This window comes from Pseudomonas sp. 13B_2.1_Bac1 (assembly GCF_025466155.1).
GTDB lineage: Bacteria > Pseudomonadota > Gammaproteobacteria > Pseudomonadales > Pseudomonadaceae > Aquipseudomonas > Aquipseudomonas aylmerensis.
Map to the genome: position 1 here is coordinate 32,986 of NZ_JANLOH010000085.1, position 25,925 is coordinate 58,910.

Here is a 25,925-nt window from a genome sequence, read left to right on the forward strand (position 1 = left end):
ACGCAGACGGGTTATTCAGTCTCTGAATGGCCGGTCAGGCTCAATCCGCCGATGGCTTGGGTTGTTCATAGCGTGCGTTGAATGCCTGGATGAAGCCATTGCGCAAAATCGCCAAAAACGCGGAGAACGCGCTGACATTCTGCTGATGCACGCTGCCACTCAGCTCCACGCGGGTGGCGAACTGGTTCTTGGCCTGGTTCTTCAGCACCGTCTCGCTGGCGCCGACCACGGCCTCCCAGATCGAGCGGAAGATGTTCTTGTCCTTGTTTTCGACGTCCTGTTGCCAATCGAAGACTTCCACATTGCGCAGCAGCGGCTTGATGTAGCCGGTCAACTGGCCTTTTTCCGCCTGGGCCTCGATCACCACATCACCGGAACCGGCCTTGAAGTCGAACTTGCCGTACGCCGATGCGAAATCATTCATGCGGCGCAGCTGCAGGTCCCTGGCGCGAAAGCGGAATTCGAAGTCTTCGAAGTTGCTCAGCGGGTCAAACGTGGCAGTCGCTTCCAGGGGCGCCTGGCCTTGCAGCAGGGCCTTGCCGTCGAAGCGGGCGTCACGCTTGCCTTTGACGTCGACCACGTTGGTGAGGTTATAGAAGCTGGCGTTGACCGACGTGGCGTTGATGTTCACCGGCGGTTTGGAGCTGAAGTTGTGGAAGGCGATCTTGCCGTCCTGGATGCGCACTTCGTTGAGGGTGATCGGCAGCAGTTTGCTCAACTGCGCGCGCCAGTCGGTGCCTTTACCGGTCTGGGACGCCTGCTTGTTGGCCCCGCCATCGACGAAGTTGACCTCGGGGTTGACGAACTGCACCTCAGCCACCACCGCATGGTCGTACCACAGCGAATGCCAGCTCACCGCCAGGTCGATCAACGGCGCCTTGACGAACGGTACCGGCACCTTGCCGTCGACCTTGACGATCTGCAGGCCGTTGATCCTGTACGCGCCGCGCCACAGGGCCACGTCCACGTCGGTGACCTGGCCACGGTAGTCGCCCATGTCGGCGAGTTTGTCATTCAAGTAGTTGCGCACCAGGTAGGGCAGGGCCAGGTCGATGGCAACCAGCACCACCACCAGGGCGGCGAAGGTCCAGAGTGGCCAACTGTAGCGACGTCTCATGGTCAGGTTCTCCAACGGTATAGGCGATGGACCGCCCGGGTGGGCGCAACGTTCCTCTGACTGGACGCCTTGGTGGACGAGGCATACCCTTGTGACCTTCTTGAAATTGCCTTAAGGACCCGTCATGAGCCGCATCTTTGCAGACAACGCGCACTCCATCGGTAACACGCCCCTGGTCCAGATCAACCGCATCGCCCCGCGTGGCGTGACCATCCTGGCCAAGATCGAAGGGCGTAACCCGGGTTACTCGGTGAAGTGCCGCATTGGCGCAAACATGATCTGGGACGCCGAAAGCACCGGCAAACTCAAGCCGGGCATGACCATCGTCGAACCTACCTCCGGCAACACCGGTATCGGCCTGGCGTTCGTGGCCGCTGCCCGTGGCTACAAGCTGCTGCTGACCATGCCTGCGTCGATGAGTATCGAGCGCCGCAAGGTGCTCAAGGCCCTCGGCGCCGAGCTGGTGCTGACCGAGCCGGCCAAGGGCATGCCAGGGGCCATCGCCAAAGCCGCTGAGATCGTCGCCAGCGACCCGGCCCAGTACTTCATGCCAGGCCAGTTCGAAAACCCGGCCAACCCGGCCATCCACGAGAAAACCACCGGCCCGGAAATCTGGAATGACACCGATGGCGCCGTCGACGTGCTGGTCGCGGGCGTGGGCACCGGCGGCACGATCACCGGGGTGTCGCGCTATATCAAGAACACCGCGGGCAAGCCGATTCTATCGGTGGCCGTAGAGCCGCTTGTGTCGCCGGTGATCACCCAGGCCCTGGCCGGTGAAGAGATCAAGCCGAGTTCGCACAAGATCCAGGGCATTGGCGCCGGTTTTGTGCCGAAGAACCTGGATCTGTCGATGGTCGACCGCGTGGAACTGGTGACCGACGAAGAGTCCAAGGCCATGGCCCTGCGCCTGATGCAGGAAGAAGGCATCCTCTGCGGAATCTCCTGCGGGGCGGCGATGGCCGTGGCCGTGCGTCTGGCGGAGAAGCCGGAAATGCAGGGCAAGACTATCGTTGTCATTTTGCCGGACTCCGGTGAGCGCTACCTGTCGAGCATGCTGTTCAGCGATTTGTTTACCGAGCAGGAAAACCAGGCCTGATGATTGTTTTGTGGTGAGCGGGCTTGATGTTTTGTCGTGGGCAGGTTTGATGGGGTAAGTAGGCGTATTGTTGATTTGTCGTGAGCGCGCTTTCCGCTTCCTGTGGTGAGCGGGCTTGCCCCGCGTTGGGCTGCGAAGCGGCCCCAATCAATCCAGCGGGTTTTTGCAGGGAGGAACGCGGTGAATGGTTTCAGGGCCGCTTCGCGCCCCAACGCGGGGCAAGCCCGCTCGCCACAACAAGCCCGCTAGCCATATAAGTCCTAGCCACAACAGGTTCGGCCACCACAACAAGCCCAGTCACCATATGAGATCCGCTTGCCCCACCCGCGTTACTTGCAATGTTTGATTTGTGTCAGCCGGTCAGCTCGGGCCTTCTGCATAATGGCCCAACTGTTTATCATGGCCGGCTGCTACGTCTGCTGTTGGCCAGGCGCTTATTTTCAGGAGTTGCTGCATGACCTTTTCTTTGGCCGCCAAACTGTCGGTGCTGGCGTTGTTTATCGGCAGCACGCTGTATGTGCACCTGCGCGGCAAGGCCCGTTTGCCGATGTTGCGCCAGTTCGTCAATCATTCGGCGCTGTTCGCCCCGTATAACGCCTTGATGTACCTGTTCTCCGCCGTGCCGTCCAAACCTTACCTGGACCGCAGCAAATTCCCGGAACTGGATGTGCTCAAGGACAACTGGGAAGTGATCCGCGAAGAGGCCATGCACCTGTTCGACGAGGGGTACATCCGCGCCGCCGAAAAGAACAACGACGCCGGGTTCGGTTCGTTCTTCAAGAAGGGCTGGAAGCGTTTCTACCTCAAGTGGTACGACAAACCCCTGCCATCGGCCGAGGCGCTGTGCCCGAAAACCGTGGCGCTGGTGAGCAGCATCCCCAACGTCAAGGGCGCGATGTTCGCGCTGTTGCCAGGCGGCAGCCACCTCAACCCGCACCGCGACCCGTTTGCCGGTTCGCTGCGCTATCACCTGGGCCTGTCCACGCCGAACTCCGACGACTGCCGCATCTTCGTCGATGGCCAGGTGTACGCCTGGCGCGACGGTGAAGACGTGATGTTCGACGAAACGTATGTGCACTGGGTGAAGAACGAGACCGAAAAGACCCGCGTCATCCTGTTCTGCGACATCGAGCGCCCCTTGAGCAACCGCCTGATGACCCGCGTCAACCGCTGGGTCAGCAAGCAACTGGGCCGCGCCACTGCGCCGCAGAACCTCGACGACGAGCGCGTCGGCGGCATCAACCAGGCGTATGCCTGGAGCAAGACCTTCAGCGACAAGTTCAGCGGTGTGGTCAAGCAGTGGAAGCGCAAGCATCCCAAGGCCTACCGCATTGCACGGCCGGTGCTGGCGGTAGTGGTGCTGGTGCTGTTGTGGAAGTGGTTGTTCGGCTGATCTCAAATGCGCTCGAAACTGTGGGAGCGGGCTTGCCCGCGAATGCGGAGTGTCAGTCGATACATTCTTGACTGATCCACCGCATTCGCGAGCAAGCCCGCTCCCACAGTTGGTTTTGCAGGGTTGTTTAAGAGGCGATCAATTGGCGAAGCACGTAGTGCAGGATGCCCCCCGCCTTGAAGTACTCCACCTCATTCAGCGTATCGATCCGGCACAGCACCTCGACCTTCTCGCTGCTGCCATCTTCCCGGGTAATCACCAGGGTCAGGTTCATGCGCGGCTCAATCTCGGCGTCCGTCAGGCCGAGGATGTCGATCTTCTCCTTGCCGGTCAGCTTGAGTGACTTACGGTTCTGATCCAGCTTGAACTGCAGCGGCAGCACGCCCATGCCCACCAGGTTGGAGCGGTGGATGCGCTCGAAGCTCTCGGCGATCACCGCCTTGACGCCCAACAGGTTGGTGCCCTTGGCCGCCCAGTCGCGGCTGGAGCCGGTGCCGTATTCCTGGCCGGCGATCACCACCAGCGGGGTGCCCGCTGCCTGGTATTTCATCGAGGCATCGTAGATCGGCATTTTCTCGCCGGTAGGGATGTACAGCGTATTGCCGCCTTCCTCGCCGCCGAGCATTTCATTGCGGATCCGGATGTTGGCGAACGTGCCGCGCATCATCACTTCATGGTTGCCCCGGCGTGAGCCGTAGGAGTTGAAGTCACGCGGTTCCACGCCCTGCTCGCGCAGGTAGCGGCCGGCAGGGCTGTCGGTCTTGATGTTGCCGGCGGGGGAGATGTGGTCGGTGGTCACCGAATCACCGAGCAGGGCCAGCACGTTGGCGCCCTTGACGTCCTTGATCACCGGCAGCGGGCCGGCAATGTCGTCGAAGAACGGTGGGTGCTGGATGTAGGTGGAATCCTCCTGCCACACATACGTTGCCGCCTGCGGCACTTCGATCGCTTGCCACTGTTCGTCGCCGGCGAATACTTCGGCGTATTCCTTATGGAACATACTCGTGCTGACCTGCGCTACCGCGTCGGCGATTTCCTGGCTGCTGGGCCAGATGTCCTTGAGGTACACCGGCTTGCCGTCCTGATCGTTACCCAGTGGTTCGCTGCTGATATCGATGCGCACGGTGCCGGCCAGTGCGTAAGCAACTACCAGCGGTGGCGAGGCCAACCAGTTGGTTTTCACCAGCGGATGAACGCGGCCCTCGAAGTTGCGGTTGCCGGACAGCACCGAAGCGACGGCCAGGTCGGCTTTCTGGATGGCTTTTTCGATCGGCTCGGGCAAGGGGCCGGAGTTGCCGATACAGGTGGTGCAGCCGTAGCCGACCAGGTCGAAGCCCAGCTTGTCGAGGTAGTGGGTCAGGCCGGCTGCCTTGTAGTAGTCGGTGACCACCTTGGAGCCCGGCGCCAGCGAGGTTTTCACCCAGGGTTTGCGCGTCAGGCCCTTTTCCACGGCCTTTTTCGCCACCAGGCCGGCGGCCATCATCACGCTGGGGTTGGAGGTGTTGGTGCAGGAGGTAATCGCGGCGATCACCACCGCGCCGTTTTTCAGGCGGTAGGTCTGGCCGTCGTATTCGTAGTCGGTTTCGCCGACGAGGTCGGCATTGCCCACGGCGACACCGCCGCCGCCTTCACTTTCCAGGCGGCCTTCTTCCTTGTTGGTCGGTTTGAATTGCAAGTCGAGGAAGTCGCTGAAGGCCTGGCCGACATTCGGCAGTGACACACGGTCCTGCGGGCGTTTCGGCCCGGCCAGGCTGGCTTCGACGCTGCCCATGTCCAGCGCCAGGCTGTCGGTGAACACCGGCTCCTGGCCAGCGTTGCGCCACAGGCCCTGGGCCTTGGTGTAGGCCTCGACCAGCTTGACGGTTTCTGCCGGACGACCGGACAGGCGCAGGTAATCCAGCGTCACCTCGTCCACCGGGAAAAAGCCGCAGGTGGCGCCGTATTCCGGGGCCATGTTGGCGATGGTCGCGCGGTCAGCCAGCGGCAGGTCGGCCAGGCCGTCGCCGTAGAACTCGACGAACTTACCCACCACGCCTTTCTTGCGCAGCATCTGGGTGACGGTCAGCACCAGGTCGGTGGCAGTAATACCTTCTTTCAATTTACCGGTGAGCTTGAAGCCGATCACTTCCGGGATCAGCATCGACACGGGCTGGCCGAGCATCGCCGCTTCCGCCTCGATACCGCCCACGCCCCAGCCGAGCACGCCCAGGCCGTTGATCATGGTGGTGTGCGAGTCGGTGCCCACCAGGGTGTCGGGGAACGCATAGGTGCGGTCGTCCTCATCTTTGGTCCACACGGTGCGGCCGAGGTATTCGAGGTTGACCTGGTGACAGATACCGGTGCCAGGCGGCACCACGCTGAAGTTGTCGAAGGCGCTCTGGCCCCAGCGCAGGAAGGCGTAGCGTTCGCCATTGCGCTGCATCTCGATGTCGACGTTCTGCTCGAACGCGCTGGTGGTGCCGAACTTGTCGACCATCACCGAGTGGTCGATGACCAGGTCCACGGGCGACAGCGGGTTGATGCGCTGCGGGTCGCCACCGGCCTTGGCCACGGCGGCGCGCATGGCGGCCAGGTCGACTACGGCGGGGACCCCGGTAAAGTCTTGCATCAATACTCGGGCGGGGCGGTACTGGATCTCGCGATCGGACTTGCGCTCTTTGAGCCAGGCGGCGATGGCCTTCAGGTCGGCGCCGGTGACGGTCTTGTCGTCTTCCCAGCGCAGCAGGTTTTCCAGCAGCACTTTGAGGGACATCGGCAACTTATCCAGGTCACCCAAGCTCTTGGCGGCTTCGGGCAGGCTGAAATAGTGGTAGGTTTTTGCGTCGATCTGCAGGGTCTTAAGGGTTCTCAGGCTATCAAGGGATGACATTACATGACTCCTTATGGTCCGCACGGCTACGGACCTGACGGGACGAACAGAGCTTTCAAACTAGCCCTGTTTTCAGTAGCTGGCTAATTACTGGACTCTATGGACAGAACCAAGGTTCCGAACTCGGCTATCATGCGCGCGTTTTCATGACAGGCCTTGCGCTACAGCAAGCGTGTTACCAGGAGAGTTGATGAACACCCTTTTTATGCACTGCCGCCCGGGTTTTGAAGGCGAAGTCTGTTCCGAGATCGCGGAACACGCCGCGCGCCTGAACGTTTCCGGCTACGCCAAGGCCAAGACCGGCAGCGCCTGCGCCGAATTTGTCTGCACCGAAGAAGACGGCGCCCAGCGCCTGATGCACGGCCAGCGCTTTGCCGAGCTGATCTTCCCGCGGCAGTGGGCGCGCGGGGTGTTCATCGACCTGCCGGAAACCGACCGCATCAGCGTGATCCTCACCCACCTGCGCGAGTTTCCGGTGTGTGGCAGCCTGTGGCTGGAGATGGTCGACACCAATGACGGCAAGGAACTCTCCAACTTCTGCAAGAAATTCGAAGTGCACCTGCGCAAAGCCCTGCTCAACGCCGGCAAGCTGGTGGACGACCCGAGCAAGCCGCGCCTGTTGCTGACCTTCAAGAGTGGTCGCGAAGTGTTCATGGGCCTGGCCGAGTCGAACAACTCGGCAATGTGGCCGATGGGCATCCCGCGCCTCAAGTTTCCGCGTGAAGCACCCAGCCGCTCGACCCTGAAGCTGGAAGAGGCTTGGCACCACTTCATCCCTCGCGACCAGTGGGATGAACGCCTGCACGGCGACATGACCGGCGTCGACCTCGGCGCAGCGCCGGGCGGCTGGACCTGGCAACTGGTCAATCGTGGCATGCTGGTGACCGCCATCGACAACGGCCCGATGGCCGAAAGCCTGATGGACACCGGCCTGGTGCAGCACTTGATGGCTGACGGCTTCACCTTCGTGCCCAAGCAGCCGGTGGACTGGATGGTCTGCGACATCGTCGAAAAGCCGGCGCGTAACGCAGCCCTGCTGGAAACCTGGATCGGTGAAGGGCATTGTCGCGAGGCGGTGGTCAACCTGAAGTTGCCGATGAAGCAGCGCTACGCCGAAGTGAAGCGTTTGCTGGAGCGCATCGAAGACGGCTTCAAGGCGCGTGGCATCCGCGTGGAGATTGGCTGCAAGCAGCTGTACCACGACCGCGAGGAAGTGACGTGCCACCTGCGTCGGTTGGTCGATGTAAAGAAATCTAAAGGCCGCTGAGATCAAAGGCAGGCGCTGGCTTGCCGGCGAAAGCGGTATAACGGTCGAAATTTATGTTGAATGTGCCCCGTCATCGCGGGCAAGCCCGCTCCCAGAGTGGAGCAGGCTGGATTTAGGAGTAAGTGATGAATCAGTCTGTTGATTTGCCTGTCGACGCGACCTTGGACGCCACCGGCCTCAACTGCCCGGAGCCGGTGATGATGCTGCACCAGCACATCCGCGACCTGCCGGCCGGCGGCTTGCTCAAGGTCATCGCGACCGACCCGTCGACGCGTCGCGATATCCCCAAGTTCTGCGTGTTCCTCGATCACGAACTGGTGGATCAGCAGGAGCAGGCCGGCACTTACCTGTACTGGATCCGCAAGAAGGCCGATTAACCCCGCGCCTTGTCCAGGCGAATGCGCCGGCGTGCACTGCGCGCCAGGCGCACCAGCAACATCCCCGCCGCACAGCTCAGGCCGACGATCAGCCCCTGCCACAAGCCGCTCGGGCCGCTGGGCTCGCCGAGCCAGTTGGTCAGGCCCAGCGCATACCCCACCGGCAGCCCCACGCCCCAATAGGCAAACAGCGTCAGCACCATGGTCACGCGGGTGTCCTGGTAACCCCGCAGGGCGCCGGCGGCGGTGACCTGGATCGAATCCGAGAACTGGAACAGCGCCGAGAACACGATCAGCGTCGAAGCCAGGTGGATCACGATCGGGTCCGGGGTGTAGATCGTCGCGATCTGCTCGCGGAACACCAGCATCAGGCTGCAGGACAGGCAGGCATACGCCAGCGCGGTGCCCATCCCGACCCCGGCGGCGAAGCGCGCTTCACGCGGCTCGCCGCGCCCCAGGGCCTGGCCGACGCGCACGGTGACGGCCATGCTCAGGGAGTAAGGGATCATGAACACCAGGGAGCTGACGTTCAGGGCGATCTGGTGCCCGGACACCACCGTGGCGCCGAGGCTGCCGATCAGCAGCGCGATCACCGCAAAGATGCTCGATTCGGCGAAGATCGCGATACCGATCGGCAGGCCGATCCCCAGTACGCGCTTGATCACCGCCCACTGCGGCCAGTCAAAGCGCGTGAACAGCTCACTGCTCTGGTAGGCCGGGCCCCAGCGGGTCCAAACGGCCAGGCCGAGCATCATCACCCACATCGCAATCGCCGTGGCCCAGCCGCAGCCCACGCCGCCCATGGCGGGCACGCCGAGGTGGCCGTAGATGAAGATGTAGTTCAGTGGAATGTTCAGCGCCAGCCCGCACAGGCCCATGACCATGCTCGGTCGCGTGCGGCCCAGGCCATCGCTGAAACAGCGCAGCACGTAATACAGCGCAATGGCCGGCATGCCGGCGGCGATGCCGTGCAGGTAGCCCATGGAGGGCTTGATCAGGTCGGGCTCGACCTTCATCGCGTGCAGGATCGGTTCGGCGCAGAGCAGCAACAGGGCCGCGCTGATGCCGACCACCACCGCCAGCCACAGCGATTGGCGCACCAGCGGGCCGATCTCGCTGAACTGCCCGGCCCCGTAGCGCTGGGCCACTTTCGGCGTGGTTGCCAGAAGCGTACCGGTCATCAGCAGGTACACCGGGATCCAGATCGAGTTGCCCAGACCCACTGCCGCCAGGTCCTGGGGGCTGACGCGCCCGGCCATCACCGCGTCGACAAAACTCATCGCGGTGGTGGCCAGTTGGCCGATCATGATCGGCAGGGCCAGCGTCAGCAGGCCGCGCACTTCCCGGCTGATGCGGGCGGGGCGGGTAAGGGGAGCGGTGGCAGTGTTCACGTACAAATGTCCAGTCGAGCAGCGCAAGGACGGCGGATTCTACGCCTTGACGCAACGGTCAGGAAAAAACCTGTGTTAGCGATTTGTAAGCGACGGCTGTGATGCCTGTACACTGCTGATCCGCCAAAGGAGCCTGCCATGTTGATTGTTGCCGACGAAAATATCCCGCTGCTCGATGCATTCTTCGAAGGGTTTGGCGAGATTCGCCGCGTGCCCGGCCGTTCCATCGACCGCGCCACGGTCGAGCAGGCCGACGTGCTGCTGGTGCGCTCGGTGACCAACGTCAACCGTGCGCTGCTGGAAGGCAGCAACGTGCGCTTTGTCGGCACCTGCACCATCGGCACCGACCACCTGGACCTGGAGTATTTCCGGCAGGCGGGCATCCAGTGGTCCAGCGCGCCGGGCTGCAACGCGCGCGGCGTGGTCGATTACGTACTGGGCAGCCTGCAGACGCTGGCCGAGATCGAAGGCGTCGACCTTAACCAGCGAACCTACGGTGTGGTCGGCGCCGGTGAAGTGGGCGGGCGGTTGGTCAAGGTACTCAAGGGCCTGGGCTGGAACGTGCAGGTGTGCGACCCGCCACGCCAGATTGCCGAAGACGGCGATTACCTCAGCCTGGAGCAGATTATCGAGCAGTGCGACGTGATCAGCCTGCACACGCCGCTGACCAAGTCCGGCAATGGCTCCACCTGGCATCTGTTCGACCGCCAGCGCCTCGAGCAGCTTAAACCGGGCACCTGGCTGATCAACGCCAGCCGCGGCCCGGTGGTCGACAATGCCGCCCTGCGCGAAGTCCTGCTGGCGCGCGAAGACCTGCAAGCGGTGCTGGATGTGTGGGAAGGCGAGCCGGAAGTGGACGTCGATCTGGCCGACCTGTGCGTGCTGGCCACCCCACACATTGCCGGCTACAGCCTGGATGGCCGGCAGCGCGGCACGGCGCAGATCTACCAGGCGTTCTGTGCCTACCTGGGCCAGGAACCGGTGATTCAGTTGAACGACCTGCTGCCAGCGCCCTGGCTGGCCGAGGTGCATTTGAACGCGTCCACCGATCCGGCCTGGGCCCTGGCCACCTTGTGCCGCAGCGTGTACGACCCGCGCCGTGATGATGCGGATTTCCGCCGTAGCCTGGTGGGCACCGTGGAAGAACAGCGCAAGGCGTTCGACCTGTTGCGCAAGGGCTACCCGGCGCGCCGCGAGATTGACGCGCTGAAGGTGCGTATCAATGGGGAATCTGCCGTGCTCTCGGCTATGGTCTCGGCCCTCGGCGCAGAATTGCTCTGACCTCGACTCCCGGGTCGCTGCTATAGGGTGGCGGGTATAAAAAAACCGGCCACCTGGGCCGGTTCTAAAAGAGCGTGGGCGCTTCAGCCTTGCTGGGCAGGCTTGACCAGTCGTTGTTCCAGCTCGCTGCAGGCTTGCTGGATCATCTCTTCGGTAATCTGCACTTCGCGGCCCGTGGCGTCGATGTACGAGCAAGGCAACTGTTGCGGTTGGCGGATCACTTCAATTTTGGCGTCGCTGCTGTTTTGCAAGGTCATGGCCTGTCTCCTCATCAGGTTGTGTACCTACTCTGAACCCCCCGCGTGACCAAGCTGTTACAACTCCTTGCACAGTCAGCGGTTCGAACACCCAGTCCACCAGAAACCACTGTGGATTTCCAGCCGGGCGTTAGACCGATAGCCTCTAGGGGCCAGCATCGGCGGGCATAATTAACCTGACTCATTGTTATTCGCGCAAGTTCCCCCCATGTAAGGACGCAGGTACCAACCCTTTCCGATCAGGTGATGCCCTCCATGTTCTCCGTCCGTCAACGCCGTGCAATTCGCCTGGCCAGCCGCTTCATCGCGCCGTACCGCTGGCAGGCCCTCGGTGCCCTGTTAGCGCTGATCGTTACCGCCGGCATCACCTTGTCGATGGGGCAGGGCATTCGCCTGCTGGTGGACCAGGGCTTCATGACCCAGTCGCCGCACCTGCTCAACCAATCCATCGGCCTGTTCATGGTGCTGGTAGTGGGCCTGGCGGTGGGCACCTTTGCGCGGTTTTACCTGGTGTCGTGGATCGGCGAGCGGGTAGTGGCTGACATTCGTCGCCAGGTGTTCAACCATTTGATCTACCTGCATCCCGGGTTCTACGAGAACAACCGCAGTTCGGAGATCCAGTCGCGCCTGACCACCGACACCACCTTGCTGCAATCGGTGATCGGCTCGTCGCTGTCGCTGTTCCTGCGCAATGCCTTGATGGTCATCGGCGGCATCGTGCTGCTGTTTGTCACCAACCCCAAGCTCACCAGCATCGTGGTGATCGCGCTGCCGCTGGTGCTGGCGCCGATCCTGATCTTTGGCCGCCGTGTGCGCAGCTTGTCGCGCCTGAGCCAGGACCGTATCGCCGATGTGGGCAGCTACGTGTCCGAGACTCTCGGCCAGATCAAGACGGTGCAAGCCTATAACCACCAGGTGCAGGATGAGCAGCGCTTTGCCGTCACGGTGGAGGAGGCGTTTACCACCGCGCGCAAACGCATCACCCAGCGCGCCTGGTTGATCACGCTGGTGATCATGCTGGTGCTCGGGGCCGTGGGCGTGATGCTCTGGGTCGGCGGCATGGACGTGATCAGCGGGCGCATTTCCGGCGGCGAACTGGCGGCATTTGTGTTCTACAGCCTGATCGTCGGCAGCGCCGTGGGCACCCTCAGCGAAGTGCTCGGTGAACTGCAACGTGCTGCGGGTGCCGCCGAGCGGATTGGCGAGTTGTTGCAGTCAAGCAACGAAATCCAGGCGCCGGCCAGCGGCAGTGTGCAGTTGCCCGAACGCGTCAGTGGCCGGATGGAGCTGCAGGACCTGCGGTTTTCCTACCCGTCACGGCCGGACAGTTACGCGATCGATGGGCTGAGTCTGACTATCAATCCCGGTGAAACCCTGGCGTTGGTAGGGCCTTCCGGCGCGGGCAAGTCGACGATTTTCGACCTGTTGCTGCGTTTCTACGATCCCCAGCATGGCCGCATCCTGCTCGACGGCCATCCACTGACCGAACTCGACCCCTTGGACCTGCGCCGGCATTTCGCGCTGGTCTCGCAGAGCCCGGCGCTGTTTTTCGGCAGCGTCGAAGAAAACATCCGCTACGGCAACCCGACCGCCACGCGCGAGCAGGTTGAAGCTGCCGCGCGCATCGCCCACGCCCACGACTTCATCCTACAAATGCCCGATGGCTACCAGACTCACTTGGGCGATGGCGGCATGGGCCTCTCCGGCGGCCAGCGCCAACGCCTGGCCATCGCCCGTGCGTTGCTGGTGGACGCCCCGATCCTGCTGCTCGACGAGGCCACCAGCGCCCTTGATGCGCAAAGTGAACACCTGATCCAGCAGGCCTTGCCGCAATTGATGCAGGGGCGCACCACGCTGGTGATCGCCCATCGCCTGGCAACGGTGAAACATGCGGACCGCATTGCAGTGATGGACCAGGGCAAGCTGGTGGCGGTGGGCACGCATCAGCAATTGATTGCGAACAATCCGCTGTATGCGCGGTTGGCGGCGTTGCAGTTCAATGATGGGATTGAGGTTGCGAAAAGCGAAGGCTAGCTGGGGGCAGGCGAGCAGGCTTGAATGTGGTGAGCAGGCGTGTTTGTGGTGAGCGGGCTTGTTTTGTGGTGAGCGGGCTTGCCCCGCGTTGGGCTGCGTAGCAGCCCTAAAACCTGTTGGCTCAGTCTTCCAGTTGCAGTGAGGGTGGCTTGGATGGGAGCGCTTCGCGCTCCAACGCGGGGCAAGCCCGCTCGCCACAACAAGCCAGGTCAATCCACAACAAGCCAGCTCAATCCACAACAGGCTCACTCACCACAACAAGCCAACTCAATCCACAATAAGCCAGCTCACGACAAACAAGCCTGCTCGCCACAGTAATCCGGCTGATCGCGGGGCTTTCTTCAGTGTGAATCACTGATCATCGAAATACCGCTCATGCCAATCTACCAGCGGCTGTGGCGAGTTGAGCTTTTGCCCGTAGATCACCGAATAAGACAGCACGTTCTGTACGTACTGGCGGGTTTCGTCGAATGGAATGCTTTCCACCCAAACGTCGAAACTCAGGTGGTCGGCACCTCGCAGCCATTGGCGCACGCGGCCGGGGCCGGCGTTGTAGGCGGCGGAGGCGAGCACGCGGTTGCCGTTGAACTGGCTGTGTACCTGGCTCAGGTACGCGGCGCCGAGCTGGATGTTCTTGTCCGGGTCCAGCACCTGGGCCGGTGAGGCCAGCGGGATGCTGAACTTGCGCGCGGTGTCCTTGGCGGTGCCGGGCATCAGTTGCATCAGGCCGCTGGCGCCGACGCCGGAGCGCGCGTCATCCATGAAGGCGCTTTCCTGGCGAGTAATGGCAAACACCCAGCTGGAATGCAGGCCACGCACCTTGGCTTCGCGCACCAGGGTGTCGCGGTGGGCCATCGGGAAGCGGATGTCCAGGTCGTCCCAGTACTGTGCCTGGCTGATGGTGCGAATCGCCGGGAAGTACCACTTCATGTCATAGGCCAGCTTGGCCTGGGCGACCATTTCGTCGCGGTTGAAGTGACGGCTGACGTGGTACCATTCGCGGCGCCCGTCGACCACCTGGCCACGTGCGTAGAACTCCAGCGCACGGCGCACGCCTGGGGTGTTTCGCACTTTGTTGACCAGCGCCTGGCTCATCAGCAGTGGTTTGTTCTTCAACTGATACGGGGCCTTGGAGCGATCCGCGGCGAGGAAGCCATAGAAATCGCGTTCCTGCGCGAGGTTCTTGTACAGCACCAGGGCTTGCGGGTTTTTCGGCTCGGCCAGTTCCAGGCTACGTGCCTGCCAGTAGCGCCAGCGGTTGGTGGTCGCCAGGTCCTGTGGGAGTTTGCGGGTCAGCTGGTAGGCATCTTCCCAGCGGGCCAGGCGCAACAGCAGGCGAAGACGCCATTCCGACACAGTGTTGTCGCGCAGCTCCGGGTCGTACTTGGTCATCACTTCAAGGGCGCGTGGGTCGAAACGCTTGGCCAGGGTCAGGCCGATCTCACGGGCGATTGCCACTTTTTCGTCACGGGAGAAGTGCATGCTGCTGGCATAACCGTCGAGCAAGGCCATGGCCTTGTCGGGATCCTGGCGCGCCAGGCGGCGAAGACCCAGCCCGACCGCGTCAGACATGGCCTCGTTGGCCGGCAGGAAACGTGACGGATCGCTGAGCATGTCGGGCTTTTGCGCCACGTCCACCATCAGGCGGCCCTGGGCGCCGAGGGTCGGCAGGGTTTTCACCAGGCTGTTGGCCAGCGCGTAGTTGCGGGCCTCGGCGGCCAGCTTGGCGCGGTCCCAGATCTTCTGTTCGGTGAGCTGGCCATCGGCGGCCCACTGGCCGAAGGTGGCGTCGCAGGCGGCCGGTTGGGATTTGCCGGTCATCCAGAGTTTTTCAGTGGTCTTGTACCCTTCGGCCTTCAGGTTATGGGTGAGCTGGTACTGGCCGTGGAGGCAGTCCAGCTCGACGAAATTGAGCTTGGGGTCGTAGTACTTTTCAAAGGTCTGCCAGTCGCCACGGTCGGCAAGCCAGCGCAACCAGCGCAGCTTCATCCAGTTGGCCTGGGGCAGGTCGCCGTTCTTGGCGAGGAATTGTTCGATTTCCTCGTTGCTGGCGCTTTTCAGGCGCGCGGTCAGTTCGTCGTAGGCAAGGTAGGGCGTCAGCGGATAATCGGCCAGCGCCTGGCTGTATTGCATGTACGGGCCGGTATCGCCCTTGGCCAGCGCACGTTTGGCTTCATCGTAATATTGACGTTGGGTGGTGAGGTCCACGGCCTGGGCAGATTGAACGGCGGTGGCGGAAAGAAGCAGACAAGACAAGAAATTGAAAAGGCGACTGCGCATGAGACGTCCGTGCAGAGAAATCACGACTAGCACCGGCACCGCCGACACTGATTGCCCCTAGCTTAGCCTTTTGCCCGACGCCTACGAAAGCTTTGCCGGCCGGTTCGTTCAAGTTCGCGGCAAATGTCCTGCTGAACGTGTCAGCTGGGAAAATGCTGGCCGCATCCCCTCCTCAAGTCAGGTAGAATGCGCGCCCAGTTTTTGGAGAAGCGTATGACCCTGCTCAAATTCAGCGATGTGTCCCTTGCTTTCGGCGCTATGCCGTTGTTGGACAAGGTGTCCTGGCAGATCGCCCGTGGTGAGCGGGTGTGCATCATCGGCCGCAATGGCACCGGCAAGTCCAGCATGATGAAGCTGGTCAAAGGCGACCAGAAGCCCGACGACGGCTCTGTCTGGCGCGCCCCTGGCCTCAAGATCGGCGAATTGCCGCAGGAATTGCCGGTGGCCGACGGACGGACAGTCTTCGACGTGGTTGCCGAAGGCCTGGACGGCGTGGGCGCATTGCTCGCCGAGTACCATCACCTGGCGCAGAACTGCGTCACCGAGGCAGACCTGGACAAGCTGATGCATGTCCAGCAAGACCTCGAGGCCCGTGACGGCTGGCGCTTGCAGCAACTGGTCGACAGCACCCTGAGCCGCCTGCAACTGCCGGCCGACAAGACCCTTGCCGAGTTGTCCGGCGGCTGGCGTCGCCGCGTGCTGCTGGCCCAGGCCCTGGTCTCCGAGCCGGACTTGCTGCTGCTCGACGAGCCAACCAACCACTTGGACATCGGCGCGATTGCCTGGCTGGAAGAAGCCCTCAAGGATTTCCAGGGCGCCGTGTTGTTCATCACGCACGACCGCTCCTTCCTGCAGAACCTGGCGACCCGCATTCTTGAGCTGGACCGTGGTGGCCTGATCGACTGGAACGGCGACTACGCCAGCTTCCTGGTGCACAAGGAGGCCGCCCTGGCCGCCGAAGAAACCGCCAACGCCTTGTTCGACAAGAAGCTGGCCCAGGAAGAAGTCTGGATTCGCCAGGGCATCAAGGCCCGCCGCACCCGTAACGAAGGCCGCGTACGTGCCCTCAAGGCCCTGCGCGTTGAGCGCAGCGAACGCCGCGAGCGCACCGGCAAGGCCAATATCCAGCTGGATACCGCCGATAAATCCGGCAAGCAGGTGATGGTGCTGGAGAACGTCAGCTTCCATCACCCGGACGGTCCGTTCCTGATCAAGGACTTCTCGATGGTCCTGCAGCGCGGCGACCGCATCGGCCTGTTGGGCGCCAACGGTACCGGCAAGACCACCTTGCTCAAGCTGATGCTCAGCGGCCTGCAACCGACCAGCGGCACCGTGGAAGAGGGCACGCGTATCGACGTGGCGTACTTCGACCAGTTGCGTCACCAGTTGGACCTGGAAAAAACCGTGATCGACAACGTCGCCGAAGGTCGCGACTTTATCGACATCGACGGCCAGAGCCGCCACGTGCTGAGCTACCTGGGCGACTTCCTGTTCAGCCCGCAACGTGCCCGTACACCGGTGAAGGCCTTGTCCGGTGGTGAGCGCGCACGCCTGCTGCTGGCCAAGCTGTTCAGCAAACCAGCCAACCTGCTGGTACTCGACGAACCGACCAACGACCTCGACGTGGAAACCCTCGAGCTGTTGGAAGAAGTGCTGCTGACCTTCAACGGCACTGTGCTGATGGTCAGCCACGACCGGGCATTCCTCGACAACGTGGTCACCAGCACCCTGGTCTTCGAGGGCGAAGGCAAGGTGCGTGAATACGTCGGTGGTTATCAGGACTGGCTGCGCCAGGGCGGCTCGCCGCGCCTGCTGGGCGTGACCGAGAGCAAGTCCGGCAAGGCCGACTTGACCTCCGCTGTGGTCGCGCCAGTGGCCGCTGCGGCACCCGTGCAGGAAACCGCTGCGCCGGCGGCCAAGAAGAAACTCAGCTACAAGCTGCAGCGCGAGCTGGAAGCCTTGCCGGGTGACATCGATGCCAAGGAGCAGCAGATTGCCGCCGTAGAAGCGGAAATGGCTGACGCGGGCTTCTACCTGCGTCCGGCAGCAGAGACGGCGAAGGTGATTGCTTCCCTGGAGACATTGAACCAGGAGCTGGAAGCGCTGGTTGAGCGTTGGGCCGAGCTGGATGCCTGATTGATTCGCGTGCATTAAAAAACCCGGTGTTCATTGAGTGAACACCGGGTTTTTTATATGAAGCACGATCCAAATGTGGGAGCGGGCTTGCTCGCGAAAGCGGTGTGTCAGTTACCAGATGCATCAACTGACAAAAAGCTTTCGCGAGCAAGCCCGCTCCCACATTTGATCTTCGTTAGGATTACGAGGCTTTGACCAGCTTCACCGCCAGCACATCACACGGCGCGCCGTGCAACACGTCGTTGGCGGTAGAACCGAGCAGCAACGCCAAGCCGTGGCGGCCATGGCTGCCGACCACGATCAGGTCGCAGCCCTGTTCCTTGGCGAGGTGGTGGATTTCCTGGCGCGGTTGGCCGTAAGTAAGGTGGGAGTTTTCCTTGGTCACTTCCGGGTATTTGATGATCAAGCGGTCCAGGCGCTCCTTGGCCTGGTCAAACTGCTGTTGCTGCAGCTGGGAAAGGTCCATGGGCACGTCACCGCCAAAGGCCATGGCCATCGGCTCGACGATATGCACCAGGGAGAGTTTGGCGTTGCTGGCGACCGCGAAGGCGCGGGCGCGCTTGATCACTGGATCGCACTCTTCGGTCAGGTCGACAGCGACCAGAATATGTTCGTAGGACATGGGGCGTTCCTCCAGGGGACTGCAATAGATTCAGTATGGCTGCTTTCAAGCGGATGGGGTTGCGTCAGGTCAAATCCGCTCATCTAGAAATTCGGGAGTACACATATGACGGTCTGGATAGTGGTGTCAATCCTTGTGGTGGTTCTGAGCCCCCTGGCATGGCTGCGCCCGTCGCGCCATCAGAGCGGGCGCATGGCCCTGCGCATGGAGGCGCGCCGCATCGGCCTGGCCATGCAACTGGCGCCTCAGGAGTGGCCGCATTGGCTCAAGCAGGAGCCGCCGAGCCCGTGTGCGCAGTACTGCCGGCCACGGCGCAGCAGTACGCCGACGATCTGGAGTTACTGGCAGTTGGAGCCGGGCGTGTGGGTCAACCAGTGGCGTGAAGTGTGCGTCGATGAAAAGTTGTTGCCGTATTTTGCGACGCTGCCGGCCAACGTCTACAAGGTCGAAGCCGACAAGCAAATGATCGCCTTGTATTGGGGCGAGAAGGGCGAGCCGAGTGTGTTGAAAGACATCGATGCGTTGCTCAAGGCGCTGGCCTGACACCTATCCTCCCGGCCCTGAGTTCCTACGGCCGCCGTATTCGGGAGAAACAGCAGGCAATAAAAAGCCCGACATCATCATCGGGCTGGAGTTGGCCAGGCAGGCCGGTAAATCTGTGGTTCCCACGACGGATGTTCATCCAGTCGCATTACGGTTGTCGCTAGCCTAGCGGCATATCCCGTTCTGTACAGCCTTTTCCCACATCTTTTCTATTATTGATCTTGTGAATATTTGAATATTGACGAGTCGCCGGCTTAAGGTCGGGGTTCTGAAATGACTGGAAAGTCGCGTTTTTCCTAGCCTTTCGAGCGATTGACAATTGCCCGGAATTGGATGAAGGTGGCGTACCCAAATCAAACGGGCGTATGAATTGAGCGTTTGTCTGTCAGACCGCTCATACAGAATCCCGACTATCGCATTGGCGGGTGTGCCTGGCGGATTGGCATGAGCATTGACGCAACAGTCAGTGTCCAACCAGAGGCCAGCGTCCAGTGTGTACTGTTCAGCTTCCATATCGTGGAGATCAGTTGATGATTTACGAAGGTAAAGCCATCACGGTTAAGGCTCTTGAAAGTGGCATCGTCGAATTGAAATTCGACCTCAAGGGTGAGTCCGTCAACAAGTTCAACCGTCTAACCCTGAATGAATTGCGTCAGGCCGTAGACACCATCAAAGCAGATGCTTCGGTCAAGGGCGTGATCGTCTCCAGCGGCAAGGACGTGTTTATCGTCGGCGCTGACATCACCGAATTCGTCGACAACTTCAAGCTGCCCGATGCCGAGCTGGTGGCTGGCAACCTCGAAGCCAACAAGATTTTCAGCGATTTCGAAGACCTCAACGTGCCGACCGTGGCTGCCATCAACGGCATCGCGCTGGGCGGCGGCCTGGAAATGTGCCTCGCGGCAGACTTCCGTGTCATGTCGGCTACCGCCAAGATCGGCCTGCCTGAAGTCAAGCTGGGCATCTACCCGGGCTTTGGTGGCACCGTGCGCCTGCCGCGCCTGATCGGTGCCGACAACGCGATCGAGTGGATCGCCGCCGGTAAGGAAAACAAAGCCGAAGACGCGCTGAAAGTCGGTGCTGTCGACGCTGTAGTCGCCCCGGACAAACTGGCCGAAGCCGCGCTGAACCTGATCAAGGGCGCCATCAGTGGCGAATTTGACTACAAGGCCAAGCGCCAGCCGAAGCTGGAAAAACTCAAGCTCAACGCCATCGAGCAAATGATGTCGTTCGAAACCGCCAAGGGTTTCGTGGCTGGCCAGGCCGGCCCGAACTACCCGGCGCCGGTTGAAGCGATCAAGACCATCCAGAAGGCCGCGAACTTCGGTCGCGACAAAGCCCTGGAAGTGGAAGCGGCAGGTTTCGTCAAACTGGCGAAGACCTCGGCAGCCCAGAGCCTGATCGGCTTGTTCCTGAACGATCAGGAGCTGAAGAAAAAGGCCAAGGCCTACGACGAAATCGCCAAGGACGTGAAACAGGCTGCCGTACTCGGCGCCGGTATCATGGGTGGCGGTATCGCTTATCAGTCGGCGTCCAAAGGCACGCCGATCCTGATGAAGGACATCAACGAGCACGGTATCGAGCAAGGCCTGGCAGAAGCCGCCAAGCTGCTGGTCGGCCGCGTGGACAAAGGCCGCATGACCGCCGCGAAAATGGCTGAAGTGCTTAACGGCATTCGTCCTACGCTGTCCTACGGCGATTTCGGCCACGTCGACCTGGTGGTCGAAGCCGTTGTCGAGAACCCGAAGGTCAAGCAAGCCGTACTGGCAGAAGTGGAAGCCCAGGTCAAAGACGACACCATCCTGGCGTCCAACACTTCGACCATTTCCATCTCGCTGCTGGCCAAGGCCCTCAAGCGTCCGGAAAACTTCGTCGGCATGCACTTCTTCAACCCGGTGCACATGATGCCGCTGGTGGAAGTGATCCGTGGCGAGAAGTCCAGTGAGCTGGCAATCGCCACCACCGTGGCTTACGCGAAGAAAATGGGCAAGAACCCGATCGTCGTCAACGACTGCCCGGGCTTCCTGGTCAACCGCGTTCTGTTCCCGTACTTCGGCGGTTTCGCCAAGTTGGTGAGTGCCGGTGTGGACTTCGTGCGCATCGACAAGGTCATGGAAAAATTCGGCTGGCCGATGGGCCCGGCGTACCTGATGGACGTGGTCGGCATCGACACCGGCCACCACGGTCGCGACGTAATGGCCGAGGGCTTCCCGGACCGCATGAAAGACGACCGCCGCTCGGCGATCGACGCGCTCTACGAAGCCAAGCGCCTGGGCCAGAAGAACGGCAAGGGCTTCTACGCCTACGAGGCTGACAAGAAGGGCAAGCAGAAGAAAGTGGCCGACCCGTCGGTGCACGAAGTACTCGCGCCGGTCATCTACGAACAGCGTGAGGTGTCCGACGAGGACATCATCAACTGGATGATGATCGCCCTGTGCCTGGAGACCGTGCGTTGCCTGGAAGACGGCATCGTCGAGACCGCCGCCGAAGCCGATATGGGCCTGGTGTACGGTATTGGTTTCCCTCCATTCCGTGGCGGTGCGCTGCGTTACATCGACTCGATCGGTGTGGCCGAGTTCGTTGCCCTGGCTGACAAATACGCTGATTTGGGCCCGCTGTACCACCCGACCGCGAAGCTGCGTGAAATGGCCAAGAACGGCCAGAGCTTCTTCGGTTAAGCGTCCCATACACTTGAGCGAGAATATTTATGAGCTTGAATCCAAGAGACGTCGTGATTGTCGACTTCGGTCGTACTCCGATGGGCCGCTCCAAGGGCGGCATGCACCGCAACACCCGCGCCGAAGACATGTCGGCGCACCTGATCAGCAAACTGCTGGAGCGTAACGTCAAGGTCGACCCGAACGAAGTCGAGGACGTGATCTGGGGCTGCGTCAACCAGACCCTGGAGCAGGGCTGGAACATCGCGCGCATGGCGTCGTTGATGACCCAGATCCCGCACACGGCCGCTGGCCAGACCGTCAGCCGCCTGTGCGGCTCGTCGATGAGCGCGCTGCACACCGCCGCCCAGGCGATCATGACCGGCAACGGTGATGTGTTCGTGGTCGGTGGCGTGGAGCACATGGGCCACGTCAGCATGATGCACGGCGTCGATCCTAACCCGCACATGTCGCTGTACGCGGCAAAAGCCTCGGGCATGATGGGCCTGACCGCGGAAATGCTCGGAAAAATGCACGGCATTACCCGTGAAGCCCAGGACGCCTTCGGCCTGCGTTCCCACCAGCTCGCCCACAAGGCGACCGTGGAAGGCAAGTTCAAGGATGAGATCATCCCGATGAACGGCTATGACGAGAACGGTTTCCTGAAACTGTTCGACTACGACGAAACCATTCGTCCGGATACTACCCTGGAAAGCCTGGCGGCCCTCAAGCCGGCCTTCAATCCAAAGGGTGGCACCGTGACAGCCGGCACTTCGTCGCAGATCACGGACGGTGCTTCGTGCATGATCGTGATGTCGGCGCAGCGGGCCCAGGACCTGGGTATTCAGCCGATGGCGGTGATTCGTTCGATGGCAGTCGCAGGTGTGGACCCGGCAATCATGGGCTATGGTCCAGTACCGGCCACACAAAAAGCCTTGAAGCGCGCAGGCCTGACCATCTCCGATATCGACTTCTTCGAGCTCAACGAAGCTTTCGCCGCACAGGCCCTGCCAGTGCTGAAAGATCTGAAAGTACTCGACAAGATGAACGAGAAGGTTAACCTGCACGGCGGTGCGATTGCCCTGGGCCACCCATTTGGTTGCTCCGGTGCGCGTATTTCCGGCACTCTGCTTAACGTGATGAAGCAAAATGGCGGCAACCTCGGGGTTGCTACCATGTGCATTGGCCTCGGCCAAGGCATCTCCACCGTCTTCGAACGCCTCTAAGCGTTGGGATGACGGAAGCCGGGGCCCAGTGCCCCGGTTTTTGTTTTTTGGAATTTTTAATATTTTTTTTCAACAAATTTTGTAAGAGGGCCAGAGCATGAAAGTCGAACCAGGGCTCTACCAACATTACAAGGGGCCGCAGTACCGCGTATTCAACGTGGCACGGCACTCCGAGACCGAAGAGGAAGTGGTGTTTTACCAAGCACTGTATGGCGATTACGGCTTTTGGGTACGTCCTTTGAGCATGTTCCTGGAGACCGTCGAAGTTGACGGCGAGCAGGTCCCGCGCTTTGCTTTGGTCCAGGCCGAACCCAGTCTTTTTTCAGGGCAATAACGGCAGGCCGCGCAGAATGCTGCGCTTGACCTCACCTTGTTGCCACTATATATAGCGTTGCCGCGACAGGCGCCAACTGCCTTTCACTTCTCGAATTCAGGAATTTTCCGATCCATGGGCAAATCGCTGGTCATTGTGGAATCCCCGGCTAAGGCCAAGACCATCAACAAGTACTTGGGCAACGAGTACGTGGTGAAGTCGAGTATCGGCCATATCCGAGACCTGCCCACCAGCGGTTCGGCTAGCGCCAGCAAGGAGCCAGCCGCCAAGCGCGGCAAGGCAGCTGCGGGCGAAGGTCCGGTGCTCAGCCCTAAGGAGAAAGCGCGCAAGCAGCTGGTCTCGCGCATGGGTGTGGACCCGGAACATGGCTGGAAGGCCAAGTACGAAATCCTTCCAGGCAAGGAAAAGGTCATCGAAGAGCTGCGCCGGCTCGCCAAGGATGCTGACACCATCTATCTCGCGACGGACTTGGACCGCGAAGGGGAAGCCATTGCCTGGCACCTGCGGGAAGCCATCGGCGGCGACGACAGCCGCTACAAGCGCGTGGTGTTCAACGAAATCACCAAGAAAGCCATCCAGGAAGCCTTCTCCAAGCCGGGCGAGCTGGATATCGACCGCGTCAACGCCCAGCAGGCCCGGCGTTTCCTCGACCGCGTCGTCGGTTACATGGTTTCGCCGCTGCTGTGGGCCAAGATTGCCCGTGGCCTGTCCGCCGGCCGTGTGCAATCGGTCGCGGTAAAGCTGGTGGTGGAGCGTGAGCGCGAGATCCGTGCGTTCAACCCCGAAGAATACTGGGAAGTCCATGCCGACCTGGGGACTGCCAAGGGCGCCAATGTGCGCTTTGAAGTGGCCCGTGAGAAAGGCGAGGCCTTCAAGCCGCTGAACGAAGCCCAGGCCATGGCCGCGCTGGAGAAGCTCAAGGCCTCCAGCTACAGCATCGTCAAGCGCGAAGACAAACCGACCAGCAGCAAGCCGTCGGCGCCGTTCATCACCTCCACCCTGCAACAGGCCGCGAGTAACCGCCTGGGCTTCGGCGTGAAGAAAACCATGATGATGGCCCAGCGTCTGTACGAAGCCGGCTACATCACCTATATGCGTACCGACTCCACCAACCTCTCGGTGGACGCGGTTGCGATGGCGCGTACGTATATTGAAAGCGAATTCGGCAAGAAGTACCTGCCGGAGAAGCCAAACGTCTACAGCAGCAAAGAGGGCGCCCAAGAGGCTCACGAAGCGATTCGTCCTTCCGACGCGAACACCGAGCCGAGCAAGCTGAGCGGCATGGAGCGCGATGCCGAGCGGCTCTACGAGCTGATCTGGCGCCAGTTCCTGGCTTGCCAGATGCTGCCGGCGCAATACCTGTCCACCACCGTCAGCGTGGGTGCTGGTGACTTCGAGCTGCGTGCCAAGGGCCGTATCCTCAAGTTTGATGGTTACACCCGCGTCATGCCGCAGATCGCCAAGCCGGGCGACGACGATGTGCTGCCGGACATGGCCCAGGGCGACACGTTGAAGCTGATCAAGCTCGACCCGTCCCAGCACTTCACCAAGCCACCGGCGCGTTATTCGGAAGCCAGCCTGGTAAAAGAGATGGAAAAACGCGGTATCGGTCGTCCGTCGACCTACGCCGCGATCATTTCCACCATCCAGGACCGTGGCTACGTCGCGCTGCACAACCGTCGTTTCTATTCGGAAAAGATGGGCGATATCGTCACCGAGCGCCTGTCCGAGAGCTTCTCCAACCTGATGGACTACGGCTTCACCGCCGGCATGGAAGAGAACCTCGATGACGTGGCCCAGGGCGAGCGCGACTGGAAAAACGTGCTCGACGAGTTCTACGGCGACTTCAAGAAAAAACTCGAAGTGGCCGAAAGCCCCGAGAACGGCATGCGTGCCAACCAGCCGGTGATGACCGACATCCCGTGCCTGACATGCGGCCGCCCGATGCAGATTCGTACCGCGTCTACCGGTGTGTTCCTCGGTTGCTCGGGCTACAGCCTGCCGCCGAAAGAGCGCTGCAAGGCGACCGTCAACCTGGTACCGGGCGATGAAATCGCCGCCGACGACGAGGGTGAGTCCGAGTCGCTGGTATTGCGTGGCAAGCACCGCTGCCCGATCTGCAGCACGGCGATGGATGCCTACCTGCTCGACGAGAAGCACAAGTTGCACATCTGCGGTAACAACCCGGATTGCGACGGCTACGAGATCGAGGAAGGCAGCTACCGCATCAAGGGCTACGAAGGCCCTAGCCTGGAGTGCGACAAGTGCGGCAGCGAGATGCAGCTCAAGACTGGCCGCTTCGGCAAGTTCTTTGGTTGCACCAACCCGACGTGCAAGAACACCCGCAAACTGCTGAAAAGCGGTGACGCGGCGCCGCCGAAAATGGACCCGGTGAAGATGCCTGAACTCAAGTGCGAGAAGGTCAACGACACCTATATCCTGCGTGACGGCGCTTCGGGGCTGTTCCTGGCCGCCAGCCAGTTCCCGAAAAACCGCGAGACCCGAGCGCCGCTGGTGCTGGAGATCGTGCCGCACAAGGACGAGATCGATCCTAAGTACCACTTCCTGTGTGAAGCGCCGAAGAAGGATCCCGACGGTCGTCCGGCCGTGATCCGCTACAGCCGCAAGACCAAGGAGCAGTACGTGCAGTCCGAAGTGGACGGCAAGCCTACCGGCTGGAAAGCGTTCTACGACGGCGGTAAGTGGAAGGTCGAAGACAAGCGCCAGGGCGCTTGATCGACGTGGTCGAGTAATACGAAGGTCGCCTGAAACAGGCTGAAAGCAAATGCCCCGACTTGTCGGGGCATTTGCTTTTGTGGTTATGCAAAAGGACTTTCCATTCAAGACACGCAGGTTAGCTGTCAGAGAAATGAGTGACAGGTGACGGAACGTTCCCCATAAAGCTGACCCCCTATTAGCCGGGTATTAGCCCGTCAATTATCTATAGAGCGCCATGTGAATGGGATTGGAAACGCTGGTGATGCCTGCAATTAAGGGCGCTGATGAGAAAGAAGGTGTGCACCATCGTAGATAGTGTCTAAA

General features: G+C 61.3%; 18 protein-coding genes. 12 read left to right on the plus strand and 6 right to left on the minus strand.

The window, feature by feature from the left end:
- Nucleotides 1-40: 40 nt before the first annotated feature.
- A complete protein-coding gene (locus NTD80_RS19575) occupies nt 41-1,117 on the minus strand; it encodes a DUF748 domain-containing protein (RefSeq protein ID WP_262134621.1) in 1,077 nt (358 codons plus the stop codon).
- 124 nt (nt 1,118-1,241) lie between these two features.
- Between NTD80_RS19575 and cysK the strand changes: the two genes are divergently transcribed.
- Both cysK and NTD80_RS19585 read left to right on the plus strand, forming a co-directional pair.
- Nucleotides 1,242-2,216, plus strand: coding sequence for a cysteine synthase A (cysK, locus tag NTD80_RS19580; RefSeq protein ID WP_065902039.1), 975 nt, complete (start codon nt 1,242-1,244; stop codon nt 2,214-2,216).
- Nucleotides 2,217-2,670: 454 nt separating this feature from the next.
- Nucleotides 2,671-3,609: an aspartyl/asparaginyl beta-hydroxylase domain-containing protein gene (locus NTD80_RS19585; RefSeq protein ID WP_065902037.1), complete on the plus strand. Its 939-nt coding sequence runs from the start codon at nt 2,671-2,673 to the stop codon at nt 3,607-3,609.
- Between the two features lie 127 nt (nt 3,610-3,736).
- On the opposite strand, the gene acnA is transcribed toward NTD80_RS19585, so the two are convergent.
- Nucleotides 3,737-6,478, minus strand: coding sequence for an aconitate hydratase AcnA (gene acnA / locus NTD80_RS19590; protein ID WP_262134622.1), 2,742 nt, complete (start codon nt 6,476-6,478; stop codon nt 3,737-3,739).
- Nucleotides 6,479-6,668: 190 nt separating this feature from the next.
- On the opposite strand from acnA, the gene rlmM reads away from it, so the two are divergent.
- Both rlmM and tusA read left to right on the plus strand, forming a co-directional pair.
- Nucleotides 6,669-7,745 carry a 23S rRNA (cytidine(2498)-2'-O)-methyltransferase RlmM gene (rlmM, locus tag NTD80_RS19595; RefSeq protein WP_065902033.1) on the plus strand — a complete coding sequence of 359 codons (1,077 nt, stop codon included), beginning with the start codon at nt 6,669-6,671 and terminating at the stop codon, nt 7,743-7,745.
- A 125-nt stretch (nt 7,746-7,870) separates the two neighbouring features.
- Nucleotides 7,871-8,122, plus strand: coding sequence for a sulfurtransferase TusA (gene tusA, locus NTD80_RS19600; protein ID WP_065902032.1), 252 nt, complete (start codon nt 7,871-7,873; stop codon nt 8,120-8,122).
- Here the strand turns inward: tusA and NTD80_RS19605 are convergent.
- Nucleotides 8,119-9,513 (minus strand): MATE family efflux transporter, encoded by a 1,395-nt coding sequence (locus tag NTD80_RS19605; protein WP_106804821.1) that lies wholly within the window; start codon nt 9,511-9,513, stop codon nt 8,119-8,121. The genes tusA and NTD80_RS19605 overlap by 4 nt on opposite strands.
- 138 nt (nt 9,514-9,651) lie before the next feature.
- Here NTD80_RS19605 and pdxB point away from each other — a divergent pair, with 138 nt between their 5' ends.
- Nucleotides 9,652-10,794: a 4-phosphoerythronate dehydrogenase PdxB gene (gene pdxB / locus NTD80_RS19610; protein ID WP_262134623.1), complete on the plus strand. Its 1,143-nt coding sequence runs from the start codon at nt 9,652-9,654 to the stop codon at nt 10,792-10,794.
- Nucleotides 10,795-10,877: 83 nt separating this feature from the next.
- Here the strand turns inward: pdxB and NTD80_RS19615 are convergent, their stop codons facing one another.
- Nucleotides 10,878-11,051 (minus strand): PA1571 family protein, encoded by a 174-nt coding sequence (locus NTD80_RS19615; RefSeq protein WP_162946068.1) that lies wholly within the window; start codon nt 11,049-11,051, stop codon nt 10,878-10,880.
- A 246-nt stretch (nt 11,052-11,297) separates the two neighbouring features.
- Between NTD80_RS19615 and NTD80_RS19620 the strand changes: the two genes are divergently transcribed.
- The gene (locus NTD80_RS19620) at nt 11,298-13,085 is read left to right on the plus strand and encodes an ABC transporter transmembrane domain-containing protein (RefSeq protein ID WP_177410351.1); all 1,788 of its coding nucleotides are present in this window, start codon (nt 11,298-11,300) and stop codon (nt 13,083-13,085) included.
- Between the two features lie 351 nt (nt 13,086-13,436).
- Here NTD80_RS19620 and NTD80_RS19625 read toward each other — a convergent pair whose 3' ends face one another.
- Entirely contained in the window at nt 13,437-15,365 is a 1,929-nt protein-coding gene (locus NTD80_RS19625; RefSeq protein ID WP_106804818.1) for a transglycosylase SLT domain-containing protein, read from the minus strand.
- A 213-nt stretch (nt 15,366-15,578) separates the two neighbouring features.
- On the opposite strand from NTD80_RS19625, the gene NTD80_RS19630 reads away from it, so the two are divergent.
- Nucleotides 15,579-17,501 (plus strand): ATP-binding cassette domain-containing protein, encoded by a 1,923-nt coding sequence (locus NTD80_RS19630; protein WP_065902020.1) that lies wholly within the window; start codon nt 15,579-15,581, stop codon nt 17,499-17,501.
- Nucleotides 17,502-17,682: 181 nt separating this feature from the next.
- On the opposite strand, the gene NTD80_RS19635 is transcribed toward NTD80_RS19630, so the two are convergent.
- Entirely contained in the window at nt 17,683-18,123 is a 441-nt protein-coding gene (locus NTD80_RS19635) for a universal stress protein (RefSeq protein ID WP_262134625.1), read from the minus strand.
- Nucleotides 18,124-18,228: 105 nt separating this feature from the next.
- Between NTD80_RS19635 and NTD80_RS19640 the strand changes: the two genes are divergently transcribed.
- The 5 genes from NTD80_RS19640 to topA all read left to right on the plus strand — a co-directional run bounded on the left by NTD80_RS19640 (nt 18,229) and on the right by topA (nt 25,619).
- Complete coding sequence (locus tag NTD80_RS19640) at nt 18,229-18,666, plus strand: hypothetical protein (RefSeq protein WP_065902016.1); 438 nt, start codon at nt 18,229-18,231, stop codon at nt 18,664-18,666.
- A gap of 530 nt (nt 18,667-19,196) precedes the next feature.
- The gene (fadB, locus tag NTD80_RS19645; protein ID WP_065902014.1) at nt 19,197-21,344 is read left to right on the plus strand and encodes a fatty acid oxidation complex subunit alpha FadB; all 2,148 of its coding nucleotides are present in this window, start codon (nt 19,197-19,199) and stop codon (nt 21,342-21,344) included.
- 29 nt (nt 21,345-21,373) lie between these two features.
- Entirely contained in the window at nt 21,374-22,549 is a 1,176-nt protein-coding gene (fadA, locus tag NTD80_RS19650) for an acetyl-CoA C-acyltransferase FadA (protein ID WP_065902012.1), read from the plus strand.
- Between the two features lie 97 nt (nt 22,550-22,646).
- Entirely contained in the window at nt 22,647-22,883 is a 237-nt protein-coding gene (locus NTD80_RS19655; protein WP_021490990.1) for a DUF1653 domain-containing protein, read from the plus strand.
- Between the two features lie 114 nt (nt 22,884-22,997).
- Nucleotides 22,998-25,619, plus strand: a complete 2,622-nt coding sequence (gene topA / locus NTD80_RS19660; RefSeq protein ID WP_065902010.1) for a type I DNA topoisomerase — start codon at nt 22,998-23,000, stop codon at nt 25,617-25,619.
- The last annotated feature ends 306 nt before the right edge of the window (nt 25,620-25,925 follow it).

Excerpts from the sequence above, each read along its gene's own strand:
- rlmM (WP_065902033.1), top strand. The coding sequence starts at position 6,669 with ATGAACACCCTTTTTATGCACTGCCGCCCGGGTTTTGAAGGCGAAGTC.
- tusA (WP_065902032.1), top strand. The coding sequence starts at position 7,871 with ATGAATCAGTCTGTTGATTTGCCTGTCGACGCGACCTTGGACGCCACC.
- NTD80_RS19615 (WP_162946068.1), bottom strand. The coding sequence starts at position 11,051 with ATGACCTTGCAAAACAGCAGCGACGCCAAAATTGAAGTGATCCGCCAA.
- cysK (WP_065902039.1), top strand. The coding sequence starts at position 1,242 with ATGAGCCGCATCTTTGCAGACAACGCGCACTCCATCGGTAACACGCCC.
- topA (WP_065902010.1), top strand. The coding sequence starts at position 22,998 with ATGGGCAAATCGCTGGTCATTGTGGAATCCCCGGCTAAGGCCAAGACC.
- NTD80_RS19640 (WP_065902016.1), top strand. The coding sequence starts at position 18,229 with ATGACGGTCTGGATAGTGGTGTCAATCCTTGTGGTGGTTCTGAGCCCC.
- NTD80_RS19630 (WP_065902020.1), top strand. The coding sequence starts at position 15,579 with ATGACCCTGCTCAAATTCAGCGATGTGTCCCTTGCTTTCGGCGCTATG.
- NTD80_RS19575 (WP_262134621.1), bottom strand. The coding sequence starts at position 1,117 with ATGAGACGTCGCTACAGTTGGCCACTCTGGACCTTCGCCGCCCTGGTG.
- acnA (WP_262134622.1), bottom strand. The coding sequence starts at position 6,478 with ATGTCATCCCTTGATAGCCTGAGAACCCTTAAGACCCTGCAGATCGAC.
- NTD80_RS19585 (WP_065902037.1), top strand. The coding sequence starts at position 2,671 with ATGACCTTTTCTTTGGCCGCCAAACTGTCGGTGCTGGCGTTGTTTATC.
- fadA (WP_065902012.1), top strand. The coding sequence starts at position 21,374 with ATGAGCTTGAATCCAAGAGACGTCGTGATTGTCGACTTCGGTCGTACT.
- NTD80_RS19625 (WP_106804818.1), bottom strand. The coding sequence starts at position 15,365 with ATGCGCAGTCGCCTTTTCAATTTCTTGTCTTGTCTGCTTCTTTCCGCC.
- pdxB (WP_262134623.1), top strand. The coding sequence starts at position 9,652 with ATGTTGATTGTTGCCGACGAAAATATCCCGCTGCTCGATGCATTCTTC.
- NTD80_RS19620 (WP_177410351.1), top strand. The coding sequence starts at position 11,298 with ATGCCCTCCATGTTCTCCGTCCGTCAACGCCGTGCAATTCGCCTGGCC.
- NTD80_RS19635 (WP_262134625.1), bottom strand. The coding sequence starts at position 18,123 with ATGTCCTACGAACATATTCTGGTCGCTGTCGACCTGACCGAAGAGTGC.
- fadB (WP_065902014.1), top strand. The coding sequence starts at position 19,197 with ATGATTTACGAAGGTAAAGCCATCACGGTTAAGGCTCTTGAAAGTGGC.
- NTD80_RS19655 (WP_021490990.1), top strand. The coding sequence starts at position 22,647 with ATGAAAGTCGAACCAGGGCTCTACCAACATTACAAGGGGCCGCAGTAC.